This window comes from Bradyrhizobium sp. SZCCHNR1051, from assembly GCF_032489615.1.
Taxonomy (GTDB): Bacteria; Pseudomonadota; Alphaproteobacteria; order Rhizobiales; family Xanthobacteraceae; genus Bradyrhizobium.
In genome coordinates this window covers 108,455-122,537 of sequence record NZ_JAUEYJ010000013.1, presented here as the reverse complement: position 1 = coordinate 122,537, position 14,083 = coordinate 108,455, and the positions used below count along the sequence as shown (strand labels likewise).

General features: G+C 66.1%; 12 protein-coding genes. 5 read left to right on the top strand and 7 right to left on the bottom strand.

The window, feature by feature from the left end; all coding sequences use genetic code 11:
- Nucleotides 1-2: 2 nt before the first annotated feature.
- Nucleotides 3-1,652 carry an energy-dependent translational throttle protein EttA gene (ettA, locus tag QW868_RS17655; RefSeq protein ID WP_315755321.1) on the bottom strand — a complete coding sequence of 550 codons (1,650 nt, stop codon included), beginning with the start codon at nt 1,650-1,652 and terminating at the stop codon, nt 3-5.
- A gap of 304 nt (nt 1,653-1,956) precedes the next feature.
- Here ettA and QW868_RS17650 point away from each other — a divergent pair, with 304 nt between their 5' ends.
- On the top strand, nt 1,957-2,175 hold the full coding sequence (locus tag QW868_RS17650) for a hypothetical protein (RefSeq protein WP_315738590.1): 219 nt from the start codon (nt 1,957-1,959) through the stop codon (nt 2,173-2,175).
- Nucleotides 2,176-2,299: 124 nt separating this feature from the next.
- Nucleotides 2,300-3,262, top strand: coding sequence for a D-2-hydroxyacid dehydrogenase family protein (locus tag QW868_RS17645; RefSeq protein ID WP_316231061.1), 963 nt, complete (start codon nt 2,300-2,302; stop codon nt 3,260-3,262).
- 81 nt (nt 3,263-3,343) lie between these two features.
- Here QW868_RS17645 and QW868_RS17640 read toward each other — a convergent pair whose 3' ends face one another.
- Nucleotides 3,344-4,579, bottom strand: a complete 1,236-nt coding sequence (locus tag QW868_RS17640; RefSeq protein ID WP_315775960.1) for a L,D-transpeptidase — start codon at nt 4,577-4,579, stop codon at nt 3,344-3,346.
- Between the two features lie 363 nt (nt 4,580-4,942).
- Here QW868_RS17640 and QW868_RS17635 point away from each other — a divergent pair, with 363 nt between their 5' ends.
- Nucleotides 4,943-5,965: a hypothetical protein gene (locus QW868_RS17635; RefSeq protein WP_316231060.1), complete on the top strand. Its 1,023-nt coding sequence runs from the start codon at nt 4,943-4,945 to the stop codon at nt 5,963-5,965.
- Between the two features lie 14 nt (nt 5,966-5,979).
- On the opposite strand, the gene sseA is transcribed toward QW868_RS17635, so the two are convergent.
- From sseA to QW868_RS17620, 3 genes are all read right to left on the bottom strand, one after another.
- Entirely contained in the window at nt 5,980-6,837 is an 858-nt protein-coding gene (gene sseA / locus QW868_RS17630; RefSeq protein WP_316231059.1) for a 3-mercaptopyruvate sulfurtransferase, read from the bottom strand.
- Between the two features lie 107 nt (nt 6,838-6,944).
- On the bottom strand, nt 6,945-7,358 hold the full coding sequence (locus QW868_RS17625) for a rhodanese-like domain-containing protein (RefSeq protein ID WP_315796689.1): 414 nt from the start codon (nt 7,356-7,358) through the stop codon (nt 6,945-6,947).
- A gap of 120 nt (nt 7,359-7,478) precedes the next feature.
- Complete coding sequence (locus QW868_RS17620) at nt 7,479-8,654, bottom strand: VWA domain-containing protein (RefSeq protein WP_315755313.1); 1,176 nt, start codon at nt 8,652-8,654, stop codon at nt 7,479-7,481.
- 115 nt (nt 8,655-8,769) lie between these two features.
- Here QW868_RS17620 and QW868_RS17615 point away from each other — a divergent pair, with 115 nt between their 5' ends.
- Together QW868_RS17615 and QW868_RS17610 are read left to right on the top strand one after the other, a co-directional pair.
- Nucleotides 8,770-9,015, top strand: coding sequence for a GlsB/YeaQ/YmgE family stress response membrane protein (locus QW868_RS17615; protein WP_315738597.1), 246 nt, complete (start codon nt 8,770-8,772; stop codon nt 9,013-9,015).
- Between the two features lie 97 nt (nt 9,016-9,112).
- The gene (locus QW868_RS17610; protein ID WP_316231058.1) at nt 9,113-9,955 is read left to right on the top strand and encodes a MoxR family ATPase; all 843 of its coding nucleotides are present in this window, start codon (nt 9,113-9,115) and stop codon (nt 9,953-9,955) included.
- Between the two features lie 33 nt (nt 9,956-9,988).
- On the opposite strand, the gene QW868_RS17605 is transcribed toward QW868_RS17610, so the two are convergent.
- Together QW868_RS17605 and QW868_RS17600 are read right to left on the bottom strand one after the other, a co-directional pair.
- Nucleotides 9,989-10,372, bottom strand: a complete 384-nt coding sequence (locus tag QW868_RS17605) for a response regulator (protein ID WP_315738598.1) — start codon at nt 10,370-10,372, stop codon at nt 9,989-9,991.
- Nucleotides 10,365-14,063 carry a PAS domain-containing protein gene (locus QW868_RS17600; RefSeq protein WP_316231057.1) on the bottom strand — a complete coding sequence of 1,233 codons (3,699 nt, stop codon included), beginning with the start codon at nt 14,061-14,063 and terminating at the stop codon, nt 10,365-10,367. The genes QW868_RS17605 and QW868_RS17600 overlap by 8 nt, the downstream gene beginning before the upstream one ends.
- Nucleotides 14,064-14,083 lie beyond the last annotated feature (20 nt).

Sequence of the window (14,083 nt, the reverse complement as noted above, 5' to 3'; positions counted from 1 at the left end):
GATCAGCGCGTTAGCTTCTTGTACTTGACCCGGTGCGGAATCACGCTGTCCTGGCCGAGCCGGCGCATCTTGTCCTTCTCATAGTCCTGGAAGTTTCCTTCGAACCATTCGACATGGCTGTCGCCCTCGAAGGCCAGCATGTGGGTCGCGATACGGTCGAGGAACCAGCGATCGTGGCTGATGATGACGGCGCAGCCGGCGAAGTCTTCCAGGGCCTCTTCGAGCGCACGCAGGGTATCGACGTCGAGATCGTTGGTCGGCTCGTCGAGCAGCAGCACGTTGGACCCGGACTTCAGCATCTTGGCGAGATGCACGCGATTGCGCTCACCACCCGACAGCGCGCCGACCTTCTTCTGCTGGTCGGCGCCCTTGAAGTTGAACGACGAGCAATAGCCGCGCGAATTGACTTCCTTCTTGCCGAGCAGGATCAGCTCGTTGCCGCCGGAGATCTCTTCCCACACCGTCTTGTTGCCATCGAGCGCGTCGCGCGACTGGTCGACATAGCCGAGATGCACGGTCTCGCCGATGGTGATGGTGCCGGCGTCCGGCTTCTCTTGTCCCGTGATCATGCGGAACAGCGTGGTCTTGCCGGCGCCGTTCGGGCCGATGACGCCGACGATGCCGCCGGGCGGCAGCTTGAAGGTGAGATTGTCGATCAGCAGGCGATCGCCGAAGCTCTTGGTCAGCCCCTCGAAATCGATGACGTTGTTACCGAGCCGCTCGGCCACGGGAATGATGATCTGCGCGGTCTGGGTCTGCTTCTCGCTCGCCTTCTTGAGCAGCTCCTCGTAGCGCTGATAGCGCGCCTTGGATTTCGCCTGGCGGGCCTTCGGCGACGCCGCGATCCACTCCTGCTCGCGCGCCAAAGTGCGCTGGTGCGCCGCATCCTCGCGGCCTTCCTGCTCCAGCCGCTTCTGCTTCTGCTGCAGCCAGGACGAGTAGTTGCCCTCGTAGGGGATGCCCTTGCCGCGGTCGAGCTCGAGGATCCAGCTGGTGACGTTGTCGAGGAAGTAGCGGTCGTGGGTGACGATCAGGATCGCGCCCGGATAGTTGCGCAGATGGCCTTCGAGCCACGACACCGATTCGGCGTCGAGATGGTTGGTCGGCTCGTCGAGCAGCAGCAGCTCGGGCTGGTCGAGCAGCAGCCGGCACAGCGCGACGCGGCGACGCTCGCCGCCGGACAGCTTGGCGACGTCGGCATCGTCGGGCGGGCAGCGCAGCGCATCCATCGCCTGGTCGACCTTGCTGTCGAGATCCCACAGGCCCTGCGCCTCGATCTCGTCCTGCAGCTTGGTCATCTCGTCGGCGGTCTCCTCGGAGTAGTTCATCGCCAGCTCGTTGTAGCGATCGAGAATCGCCTTCTGCTTGCCGACGCCGAGCATGACATTCTCGCGCACCGTGAGCTTCGGGTCGAGCTGCGGCTCCTGCTCGAGATAGCCGACGCGGGCGCCCTCGGCGACCCACGCCTCGCCGGTATAGTCCTTGTCGATGCCGGCCATGATCTTGAGCAGGGTGGACTTACCGGAGCCGTTGACGCCGAGCACACCGATCTTGGCGTCCGGATAGAACGACAGATGGATGTTATCGAGCACCTTGCGTGTCGGGTAGGTCTTGGACAGACCCTGCATGAAGTAGACGAACTGGCGCGCCATCGCGTGTCCCTTGAAGCCTGCCGGAATTTTCGGAAAATGGTTGCCGCTGATGTAACCGCGCGGTCCCCAAAGGGCAACCGGCGAGCCGGTCCTGACCGGAACAAATGCCGGGAGAATCACGGTCGTTCCTGCGCCGGGACGGGCCTCCCGCCCACGGACGAATACGGGTCCGTCACCTTGTGTGTGGCGGATCACGACAATTGCAACCATCTTTTAATTAATTCGGCGGGACACTCGGTCTCGGCCCGCAAGACCCGCGCGCCCAAGCGGCAAAAGCCGCGACCGACAACAGCGAGAGCCCGTCATGGCAGCCTTCACCTCAGCCTCCCTGCCCGCTCCGGCGGCCCACCGCAACGACCGATCCGGGATCGTCGACGAGATCCGCGGCTTCTGGCGCGACTTCGTCACGCGAGCGTTCAACCCGTACCGACCGGAGCTGCATTACATGCGTGGCCCCGGCCCCGCCTGGCGCGCCAAATACGGCCATGACGCAGCGTTCCGGCTGAAGACCCGCCTCGACTGATATCGCCTGGTTCCGCGTCACAGCGGGACGACGCCTTGCGCACCCAGCCCTTTGCGCGCAAGCATGGCTCCATTCCCGACGGCATTCATGATTGCCGCCGTTTCCCGATGAATGGACCTTGCCGATGACACGGCTGCGCTGTGCGATCCTCGACGACTATTACGATACGGCCCTCTCATTGGCCGACTGGCCCCGGCTGGCCGACAGAGTGGATGTGACAGCTTTCACACAGCCGTTCGGCAACGAGGAAGCGGCCGCCGGCGCGCTCACCGATGCCGACATCATCTGTGCGATGCGCGAGCGGACGCCATTGCCGCGCTCCCTGATCGAGCGGTTGCCGAAGCTGAGGCTCCTGATCACCTCGGGCATGCGCAACGCCGCCATCGACATGGAGGCCGCCAAGGCGCGCGGCATCATGGTCTGCGGCACGCAATATGGCCGTGACCCCACCGCACCGCTCACCATGGGCCTGATCCTGGAGCTGACCCGCAGGATCGGCCAGGAGAACGCCCGCATGCATGCCGGCGAGCCTTGGCAGGCGCTGGGCGGCGTGGAGATCGAGGGCAAGACGCTGGGCGTGATCGGGCTGGGCAAGCTCGGCACCAAGGTGGCGGAGCTCGGCAAGGCGTTCGGCATGAACGTGATCGCCTGGAGCCCCAACCTGACGCCAGACCACTGCAACGCGGCGGGCGTCGGCTTCGCCACCAAGGAGGAGCTGTTCGCGACCGCCGATGTCATCACCATCCATGTCGTGCTCAGCGACCGCTCACGCGGGCTGGTCGGCCCCGCCGACCTCGCGCGGATGAAGCCAACCGCCTACCTGGTCAACACCTCGCGCGCACCGATCGTCGACGAGGCCGCGCTGCTGCAGGCGCTGCGCGACAAGCGCATCGCCGGCGCCGGGCTCGACGTGTTCTCGGTCGAGCCGCTGCCGGTCGCCCATCCGCTGCGCGGGCTCGGCAACGTCGTGATCACGCCGCATCTCGGCTACGTCACCGAGGAGAGCTTTCGGGCCCATTACGGTCAGATGGTCGATTGCATCGCCGCCTGGCTCGCCGGGTCCGAGCCGCCGCGCCGGCTGGCTTGAGGCAGGCGAGAGCGGCTCACAAAGCAAAACACCCTCCGCGAGGAGGGTGTTTCCAACGGGCTCAGCTCGGGCAAACGCGCCTCAGCGGATCGTGACCGGCGGCGGCAGCGGCTGCATGTTGGCCGGCTGGCTAGCCGGCACGGCCGCCTGCGCCTGGACAGGCGCCTGAGCCGGTGAGGCCGCGGCGGCAGCCATGTTCTTGCCGGAGCCCGGAGGTGCACCGCCCGGCATCACGACCACGCGGGTGCCGACCTTGACCCGGTCGAACAGGTCGGCGACGTCGTCGTTCAGCATGCCGATGCATCCTGACGACACGAACTTGCCGATGGTCGACGGCTGGTTGGTGCCGTGGATGCGGTACACGGTCGAGCCCAGATACATCGCGCGGGCGCCGAGCGGATTGCCGGGACCGCCGGCCATGAAGCGCGGCAGATAGGGCTGGCGCTCGATCATCTCGCTCGGCGGATACCAGTCCGGCCACTCGGTCTTCTTGGTGATCTTCTGCACGCCGGTCCAGGTGAAGCCTTCGCGGCCGACACGGACGCCGTAGCGCATGGCCCGGCCGTTGCCGAGCACCAGATAGAGGTAGGTGTTCGGCGTATCGACGACGATCGTTCCCGGCGGCTCCTTGGTGACGAAGTCGACCTCCTGGCGGCGCAGGTTCGCCGGCAGCGGCGCCGGCGCCGCATCGGGTTGTTCCTCAGGCGGCAGGGCTGCCACCGTCATCGGCCGATCTCCGGCGGCCGGAGCCTGTGCGGCGCCCGCGACGGCGGGAGCGCCACCGACGGCGCCGGGCGGCCGCGGCGCGCCGGAGTCGCCACCAGGCGCGCTGTTGCCGTAGGCGCCACCATAAGCCTGTTGGCCGGAGGCGGGACGATCACCGTAGATCACCGGGGGCGGACCAGCCGGGCGGCCGTAACGCGGATCATCCGGGGACATCACGGGGCCGTTCGGAGCTGCTCCATAGACCGCCGCACCGGCCGGACGCCCATATCGGGGATCGTCGGGAGAAAGGATGGGGCCGGTCGGAGCAGCAGCGCCATAGACCGGCGCATTGGCTGGACGACCGTAGCGCGGATCGTCCGGCGAGATCACCGGGCCGGGCGGCGGCAGGGCCGCGGAATTGCCAGGCGCATCCTCGTCGTCGAGCGCGTCGAAATCCTGCCCCTGCCCGCGCGCATCGGCCGGGTAAGGCGTCGGCGCCGGTGAATACGCTCCAGGCGCGGTCTGATAGACCTGCTGTGCCTCGGCAAACGAAGCTGCCGTCACGCCCGCTGCCGCGACCGCGCAAACCGTCAGGATTTGTCTGATCATCATCGCCCTTGCAGTATCCCCAAGCCGCCGATTGGGACCTTTGCTGTGCCAGATGGCCGAAGATAGCGGCGCATTCAAGACAATTCCGGCCAGAGCGGCCCGACTTCGGCAATTTGTGATCATGTCTCCGTCGTTGCACGGAAGTCTCACGCCGCCGAAAAAGTGCAGCGGAGCCCCCGCAGGCCCTATCGATGCCGTGATTTGCCGAGCGGGCGGGAACACTTCCGGTATTCTGACTTGAGCCTGATTCGCGATGCACGGCAGAAGCCGGCCTCGTCGCGGACGCGGCTATTCCCTGTGATCACCGCGTTCCCTACTGGCTCGAATGTCTCGGCAGTCCCGCTGCCGTGGCGAGAGTTACCGTCAATGCTTCCCGGCTTTCGTTTTCTGGTCGCCGCGATCGTCTGTTCCATTTCTCTCACCATCTTCGGCATGGGCGCTGCGGCTCTGTTGCGCGCCGCCCATGAGCAGTTCGCCAGCAACGCGTCCTGGCGCACGACTCAGGCGTCGGGCTTCACGACGTTCCTACCGCCGGCCGAACCCACGCCGGTGCTCGCGGTGCTGCGGGTGGATTCGATTCCGACACCGCCGGTGACGCCGCCGCCGGTCGTGGCCGATGCTGCCCCGGCAACGTCCGAACAGCCGAGCGCGCCGTCGACGGCGGCGCCGCTCACAGAAGCGCCCGAAGTGACCCCCGTTGCGGTGGCCACCGATGTGCCGACGCCCTCGCTGCCGGCGGAAACGGTCGACACGTCCCGCACCTCCGCCATTGTCGCGACCGCGTCCGCGACGAATGACCGGATCGAGAGCATCAAGCCGGAGCGCCCCATTCCGGACACGACCGCTTCGATCGTCGCTCCGGTCGAAAAAGCGTTCGACAAGCCGAGCATGGACAGCTCGCCCGAGACTGCAGCGACCGCCCCGCCGCGGGCGTCGCGTGAAGCTGCGGCCGCCGTGGTGGCACCGCCGCCGCCAGCTCGTCAGATCCTCGCCAGCGCCGATCCGATGATGACGACCGCAGCCGCCGCTTCAACCGCGCTCGCGCCCGTTCCGGCGGTGCTCGACCCGATCGCCGCCAAGCTCGCCGCACTGGCCGAACAGCCGGCTCATCAGGAGCGGCCCGCCGCCAGCGAGCATCGTGCCTCGGTGAAGGTCGCGAGCATTCAGTTGCGCCGGAGCATGCTCAAGAAGCGCCAGGCCCGCGAGAAGCAGATCGCGGCGCGCCGCGCCAACCAGCGGCGCATCGCACAGCGGCTCCGGTCGGCACGGCAAGCTGCTGCTGCTGCTGCTCAACAGCAACAGGCCGCATTCCCCGATCCGTTCGGGCAGCAGCCGTTCGGTCAACCGCAGACGGTCAGCCAGCAGGCGGCCGGGCCGCGCACACGGTAAAGAGGAGCCGCCGATCAGGCTGGCCCGGTCGCAACCGGCGGGCCGTTCTCGATGCCCCACTCCGACCACGAGCCGTCGTAGAGCGCGGTGTCGCGGATGCCGAGACGATAGAGCGCCAGCGTGAGCACCGCCGCCGACACGCCGGAGCCGCAGGAGGTCACGATCGGCTTGGCGAGATCGACGCCAGCGGCGCCGAATGCCTCGCGCAACTGGTCGAGCGGCCTCATCATGCCGGTCGTCGCGTCGAACAACTCCGCATAGGGCAGATTGCGGCTGCCGGGGATATGGCCGGATCGGAGGCCGGGCCGCGGCTCGGCGACCTCGCCCGCGAAGCGCGGCGCCTGCCGTGCATCGATCACCTGCTCGGCATTGCCAGCGAGATTGGCAACCATCTGTTCGATCCGGCGCACGCGCGCGGCATCGAATTTCGCGCTGTAGGTGCCGAGCGCCGCCGTGACCTGTCCGCTCTCGACCGGGCGTCCCTCCGCCATCCACTTCTTCAGCCCGCCGTCGAGCACGCGCACATCCGTGTGGCCGAATGACAGGAACATCCACCAGGCGCGCGGCGCGGCGACCCAGCCGCCGGAATCATAGACCACTACCGTATCGCCATTGCTGACGCCGAGCCGGCCTGCGTCGCGGCCGAACTGCTCGGCGCTCGGATACATGTGCGGCAGCGGATTGGAACGGTCGGAGACCTCGTCGACGTCGAAGAACACGGCGCCGGGGATGTGCGCCTTCAGATAATCGTCCTTCGGCAGCGGCAGCACACCCGGCATCTTGAAGGCCGCATCGAGCACCTTGACCCTGGGATCGCCCAGATGCGCAGCAAGCCAGTCGGTGGAGACGAGAGGGTCGTTGGGGGTGGTCATGCGTGGCTCCGCGGTCACTTTCAGTCCTCATGGCCGGACTTGATCCGGTCATCCATCTTCTTCAAGCGATGGACACGCGGGTCAAGCCCGCGCGTGATGGGCAGCGATCAATCCTTCTTCTTCGGCGCCCAGGCCTCGACCGGCCCGCCGGCGTCCCGCCACGCCGCGAAGCCGCCGCCGATATGGGCGACCGGTTTCAGGCCCATGTCCTGCGCGGTCTTGGCAGCGAGCGCAGAGCGCAGGCCGCCAGCGCAGTGGAAGATGAACGTCTTGTCCTCTTGGAAGATCGCCTTGGCATAGGGGCTCTGCGGATCGATCCAGAACTCCAGCATGCCGCGCGTACAGGAGAACGCGCCGGGGATCCTGCCCTCGCGCTCGATCTCGCGCGGATCGCGGATATCGACGATGACGACGTCGTCGCGCTTGGCAGCCTCGATTGCCTCAGCCGCAGAGAGCGTGGCGATCTCGGCATTGGCTTCGTCGAGCAGCGCCTTGATACCGCGGGTGATGGTCTGGGGCATTCTCTCGTTTCCTCTTGGCGTCATTCCGGGCCGATGCGAAGCATCGAACCCGGAATCTCGAAGTGGCAACGCAATGTCGGGATTCCGGGTTCGCCCTTCGGGCGCCCCGGAATGACAGCATCACCGCACCAGCTCCTTCATCGCCGCTTCCAGACCCTCGATCGTGATCGGATACATGCGCTCGGAGAAGATGCGGCGGATGAGGGTGGTGGACTCCGAATAGTCCCAGTGCTTCTGCGCCACCGGATTGAGCCACACCGCGTGTGGATAGGTGCGGATGACGCGGTCGAGCCACACCGACCCCGGCTCTTCGTTGACGTGCTCGACCGAGCCGCCGGGCACCATGATCTCATAGGGCGACATCGAGGCGTCGCCGACGAACACGACCTTGTAGTCGTGCGGGTACTTATGCAGCACGTCCCAGGTCGGCGTGCGATCGGTGAAACGCCGCTTGTTCTGCTTCCATACGCCCTCATAGAGGCAGTTGTGGAAGTAGAAATATTCCATGTGCTTGAATTCGCTCTTGGCGGCCGAGAACAGCTCCTCGACCTGCGCGACGTGGGAATCCATCGAGCCGCCGATGTCGAAGAACACCAGCACCTTCACCGCATTGCGCCGCTCAGGGCGCATATGCACGTCGAGATAGCCGTGGTTGGCGGTCTCGCGGATCGTGGTGTCCAAGTCGAGCTCGTCGGGCGCACCGGTGCGGGCGAACTTGCGCAGCCGGCGCAGCGCCACCTTGATGTTGCGGATGCCGAGCTCGACATTGCCGTCGAGATCCTTGAACTCGCGGCGGTCCCACACCTTCACCGCGCGGTTGTTGCGGTTCTTCTCCTGGCCGATGCGGACGCCTTCGGGATTGTAGCCATAGGCGCCGAATGGCGAGGTGCCGGCGGTGCCGATCCACTTGCTGCCGCCCTGGTGACGGCCCTTCTGCTCTTCCAGACGCTTCTTCAAGGTCTCCATGAGCTTGTCCCAGCCCATGGCCTCGATCTCTTTCTTCTCTTCCTCGGTGAGATATTTCTCGGCCAGCTTCTTCAGCCATTCCTCGGGGATTTCGGCCTTCTCCATCGCATCGAGCAGGTTCTCCAGCCCCTTGAATACGGTGCCGAACACGCGATCGAACTTGTCGAGATTTCGCTCGTCCTTCACCAGCGCGGTGCGCGAGAGATAGTAGAAGTTCTCGACCGAATGCTCGGCGAGGTCGGCGTCGACAGCCTCCATCAGCGTGAGATATTCACGCAAGGAGACCGGGACCTGCGCGTCGCGCAGCGCTGTGAAGAATTGCAGGAACATGCCCATTAGATCGCGCGGCCGGGAGGGCACGTCAAGGGCCGCTCCACGCCCCGCGCTGGACCCGCCCGCATTTTGCTCTACAATCCCTGGAACAACAGGCGAAATGGGGGCTTTCATGGGTATCATCGCAGCGCTGATCATCGGCGCCATCGCAGGCTGGCTGGCAGGGCTGATCGTGCGCGGCGCCGGTTTCGGCCTGATCGGCAACATGGTCATCGGCATCATCGGCGCGCTGGTCGCAAGCTACGTGCTGCCGGCACTGCACATTGCGCTCGCCAGCGGCACGCTGGGGACGATCCTGGACGCCACGATCGGCGCCGTCATCGTGCTCGTGATCCTCTCATTGATCAGGCGCGCTTGATTATTTCTGCTTCCGATGGCAGCCATCATCTCAAGGCCGCAGCGGCGTTGCCGCTGCGTAGCCACTCAACACAAGTTCGAACGATGAGCGAGACGCGATGAAATTTACCGGCACCCAGGACTACGTCGCCACCGACGACCTCAAAGTGGCCGTCAACGCGGCGATCGTGCTCGAGCGCCCGCTGCTGGTGAAGGGCGAGCCGGGGACGGGCAAGACCGTGCTGGCCGAGGAAGTCGCAAAGGCCGTCAACGCGCCGCTGCTCACCTGGCACATCAAGTCGACCACCAAGGCGCAGCAGGGCCTTTATGAATACGACGCGGTGTCGCGGCTGCGCGACAGCCAGCTCGGCGACAGCAGGGTGTCCGACATCAAGAACTACATTAAGCGCGGCAAGCTGTGGGAGGCCTTCACGGCCGATCAGCGGCCGGTGCTCTTGATCGACGAGATCGACAAGGCCGACATCGAGTTCCCGAACGACCTGCTGCTCGAGCTCGACCGGATGGAATTCCACGTCTACGAGACCAACGAGACCATCAAGGCGAAACTGCGCCCGATCGTCATCATCACCTCCAACAACGAGAAGGAGCTGCCGGACGCGTTCCTACGCCGCTGCTTCTTCCACTACATCAAGTTCCCCGATCCGGATACGATGGGCCGCATCGTCGACGTGCACTTCCCGAACATCAAGAAGCGTCTGGTCGAGGAGGCCCTGCGCATCTTCTTCGAGGTCCGCGACGTGCCCGGCCTGAAGAAGAAGCCGTCGACCTCCGAGCTCCTGGACTGGCTCAAGCTGCTGCTCAACGAGGACATCGGACCCGAGCAGTTGCGCGAGCGCGATCCGCGCAAGCTGATCCCGCCGCTGCACGGTGCGCTGCTCAAGAACGAGCAGGACGTGCACCTGTTCGAGCGGCTCGCCTTCCTCAGCCGGCGCGAGGTGTGAGGCGCCCGGCTCAATCCGACGGGGCCGAACGCGTCATTGCGGCGCCGTCCTCTCGATCAGGCGTCCGAGCGCGCGCATGATCCCATCGACAGCAATCGGCTTCTCGCAGCGGAGGATCTTCGAGAAGCGGTCCGGGATGACCGATTCGTCATAACCGGTGGTGAAGACGAAGGGCACGCCGCGCTCGACAAGCAGATCGGCGACCGGAAACGCCATGTCGCCGCGCAGGTTCACGTCGAGAACGGCGCCTTCGATCCGCCCCTCGCGTTTGATCAACGCGAGCGCGTCAGGGACGGTTCCGACCGGGCCCAGGATCGTGCCACCGGCGCCGCCGAAGGCGCAGCGCAGCTCGTCGGCAAGCATGTATTCGTCCTCGACGATGAGGATATGACGGTCGCGAAGCGAGCGTTCAGGCATGCTCATCGAGCTCCAGTGTGGTGAGCGAAACGGGAATCGATATCGTGCAACGGACACCGTCGGATTCGAAAGTGTATGAGGTCCTCGCGCTGAGCTGATAGGGCAAGGCCTGTTCGATCAGCTCGCGCCCTTGTCCGGTGCCGCGGGGCATCGTGGCTGGCGGCGGCATGTCGACGCCGCTCTCGCGCCACTCGATGTGCAGCCAGGGTCGTCCCTCCGCGCCTTCGCACTCGAGCGACCAGCCCACGCAGAGCCGGCCGGACGGCTGCGCCAGCGCACCATACTTGACCGCGTTGGTGGCGAGCTCGTGCAGCGCCATGGCAAGGGTCTGAACCGTCGACGACCGCAGCCGAACGCCGGACGGCCCCGAAAGCTCGATGCGCTCGGAACCGCCGGCGACAGCAGACAGCTCGCTGCGGATCAGATCGTCGAAGGTGACGCGATCATGCTCCTTGAGGCGCGACAGCAGGCCCTGGGCGCGCGACAGCGTATCCAGCCTATCACGGAAGCGGGCGCGAAAATCGCCGAGATCGGTGCTCGCGCGCGCCGTCTTGTCGGCCATCGAGCGGACCACGCCGAGCAGGTTGCGGGTGCGATGCTGCAGTTCGGCGACCAACACCTTCTGCCGCTCCTCCCATTCGCGCCGCTCGGTCACGTCGACCATGGCGCCGGTCATGCGGATCGGTCGTCCTGCATCGTCATAGAAGAAGCGCCCACGGCCGTACAGGCAGCGAATTGCGCCGCCCGGATGCACAACACGAAACTCGCTGACATATTCCTGGTGCGCCTCCATCGCGCGGTGAAGCGCGGCTTCGGCTGCGGGACGATCGTCGGGATGGATGCGCGCGGCCCAGACCTCGTAGCTCGGGGTCAGTTCGCCAACACCATAGCCTTCCATGCGAAAGTGCTCGTCCGACCAATACACCTCGCCGGTCGCGACGTTCCAGTCCCACAGGCCGAGCCGCCCCACCTCGACCGCGCTGCGCAGGCGCTCCTCGCTCTTGCGCAACTCCCGTTCGGCCTTGTTCTGCTCGGAGATGTCGCGCGCCGTTCCGAACCACTCGATGATCTCGCCGTTGCGCCCGAGAATGGGGATGGCGCGCGAATGGATCCAACCGAGGCTGCCATCGATCCGGATGACACGGTGCTCCAGCTCGAACATGCTCTTCGTCGCAACGACCCTGCTGATCGCCGCCATCACCTGCGGCTGATCGTCCTGATGAATGTATTTCGCGAGCCAGCCCTGGCTCGGCTTCATCGTATCGGCAATGAAGTCCTTGCCCTGCAACTGGCGCATCTCCCGCCAGTCAGGACTCATGCGATAGACGACGTCGGAGCTCGCCGTCACGAAAGCGCGATAGCGCTCCTCGCTGGCACGCAGCCGCTCCGTCGCCTCGGCACGCAGCCGGGCCATCTTGAGATGCGCCTCGACGCGCGCCAGCAGTTCACGCGCACTGAACGGCTTGATGAGATAATCATCCGCACCGGCCTCCATGCCTTCGACGCGGCTCTCTTCTGCGGCCCGGGCCGACAGCAGGATCACCGGGATGGTGCCGACCTGTTCATCGGCGCGCAGCCGGGCGAGCAACTGCATGCCATCGATGCGCGGCATCATCACGTCCGACAAAACGAGGTCGGGTTTGTCGCGGGCGATGGCTGCGAGCGCGGCTTCACCATCGGCGACGGTCTCGACATCGTAGCGCGCTGCGAGCAGGCGGCGGACATAGTCGCGCATGTCGGCATTGTCGTCGGCCAGGAGGATGCGGGGGCGCGGCCCGGCCCTGTTGGCGGAGAGGGCGGGGACGTCGATGTCCCGAACGGCATGCGCATCGAGCGGCGGCGTATCCGGCAGCCAGCGCAACGCCTCCTCGATGAAGGGGCGCTCACCGCGGAACATCGGCTCCTGCGCTGGCGCCGCGTCGACCTGGTCGGACGGCAGATGGCTTCGTCCCCTGGGAATTCTGACTACGAACGTGCTGCCCTGCCCGGCTTCGCTGGTCGCTGCGACGGATCCACCGTGCAGCTCGGCGAGCTCGTGCACAAGCGCGAGCCCGATGCCCGAGCCTTCATGGGTGCGGCCGCGCGCGCCGGCGACGCGATGGAAACGGTCGAAAAGCCGCGGCAGCTCGTGCTGCGGGATGCCGGTTCCGGTGTCCTTCACGCTCAGCTCGAAATGACGATCGCAGGTGACGAGCCGGACCTCGATGTCGCCCGTGAAGGTGAACTTGAACGCGTTGGACAGCAGGTTGAGGACGATCTTCTCCCACATTTCGCGATCGACATAGGCCGGCTCCGGCAGCGGCGGGCAATCCACGATCAGCCTGAGGCCAGCGGCCTCGATCGCCGAGCGGAAGGTGCTGGCGATCTCCGCGGTCAGGCTCGCGAGGTCGACCGGCGCGTAGACCGCCTGCATCCTGCCGGCCTCGATCCGCGAGAAATCCAGCAGCGTGTTGACCAGCTTGAGCAGCCGCAAGGCATTGCGCTGGGCGATTTCCAACCGGTCGCGATCCGCCGGCGGCAAGCTCTGCGACCGCAGCAGGACATCTTCGAGCGGACCGAGCATCAGCGTCAGCGGCGTGCGAAACTCGTGGCTGACATTGGCGAAGAACGCGGTCTTGGCCCGATCGATCTCGGCGAGCGTCTCGGCGCGGCGCCGCTCCTGCTCATAGGCCAGCGTCTCGGCGAAGGCGCTGCCGAGTTGAGCGGCCATCAGATCGAAGAAGCCCTGGTGCTCCGCATCGAGGGCGCGGCGCGGATTGACGCCACAGATCAGGATCGCCGTCGCCTGCTCCCGGCCCGTGGCAACCGGCAGCGCAAGCGCCAGCTGTGGCGGCTCGGGCCATGCGCCGGTCGGCACGCCGGCAAATTTCGCACGATCCAGCACGACGCGAATCGGTGCCGCCGCACGCGCCGCCTCCCGGATCGGCCACAGCGCGCCCCCGTTGCCGTCGAGGGCAATCTGCGCCGGCGCGATCGCGCTGTCCGGCTGCACCCCCGCAGCGCTCAACAGCCGTGCCGATCGCTGGTCCTCGCTGAGCTGGTAGATCACCGCAAACGGGACGTCATGCGGATTCTCGGCGAGGACATCGGTGGCTTCGCGACAAGCGTGGGCCAGACTGTCGGCACGGCCGCGCGCGGCGAGATCGCGCAAGGTCCGCATGCGACGCTCGCCCACGACCCGGGCCGTCGTCTCGATGACGGGGGTGAATACGCCGCCGACGCCGCCGGTCTCATCGCGAATCGGCGAATAGGAGAACGAAAAATAGGTCTCTTCGAGGTAGCCATGGCGGTCGATGAACAGCGGCATGTCGCGTGAGCGGGTCGCTTCGCCAAGCCCAACGACCTGCCGCAACATCGGGCTGATGACCTCCCAGATCTCGGACCATACCGCGCACCCCGGTGCCCCCAGCGCGGCGGGATGCTTCTGCGAGCCGAGGATCGGACGATACTCGTCATTGTAGAGCATGACGAGCTCCTGGCCCCACCAGATCAGGATCGGGAACGCGCAGTCCAGGCAGGTGCTGACCGACGTGCGCAACGACTGAGGCCAGCTCTCGGGCGGCCCCAACGGCGTTCGTGACCAATCATGGATGCGCATGAGCGCTCCCATCTCGCCGCCACCCTGCAGGAAGTCGGCCCCGCGCGCGAACGCCTGAAACGTTGCGCGACCGGCATCCGAATGCTGGTTCACTCCTGGTCCCTTTTGGCCCC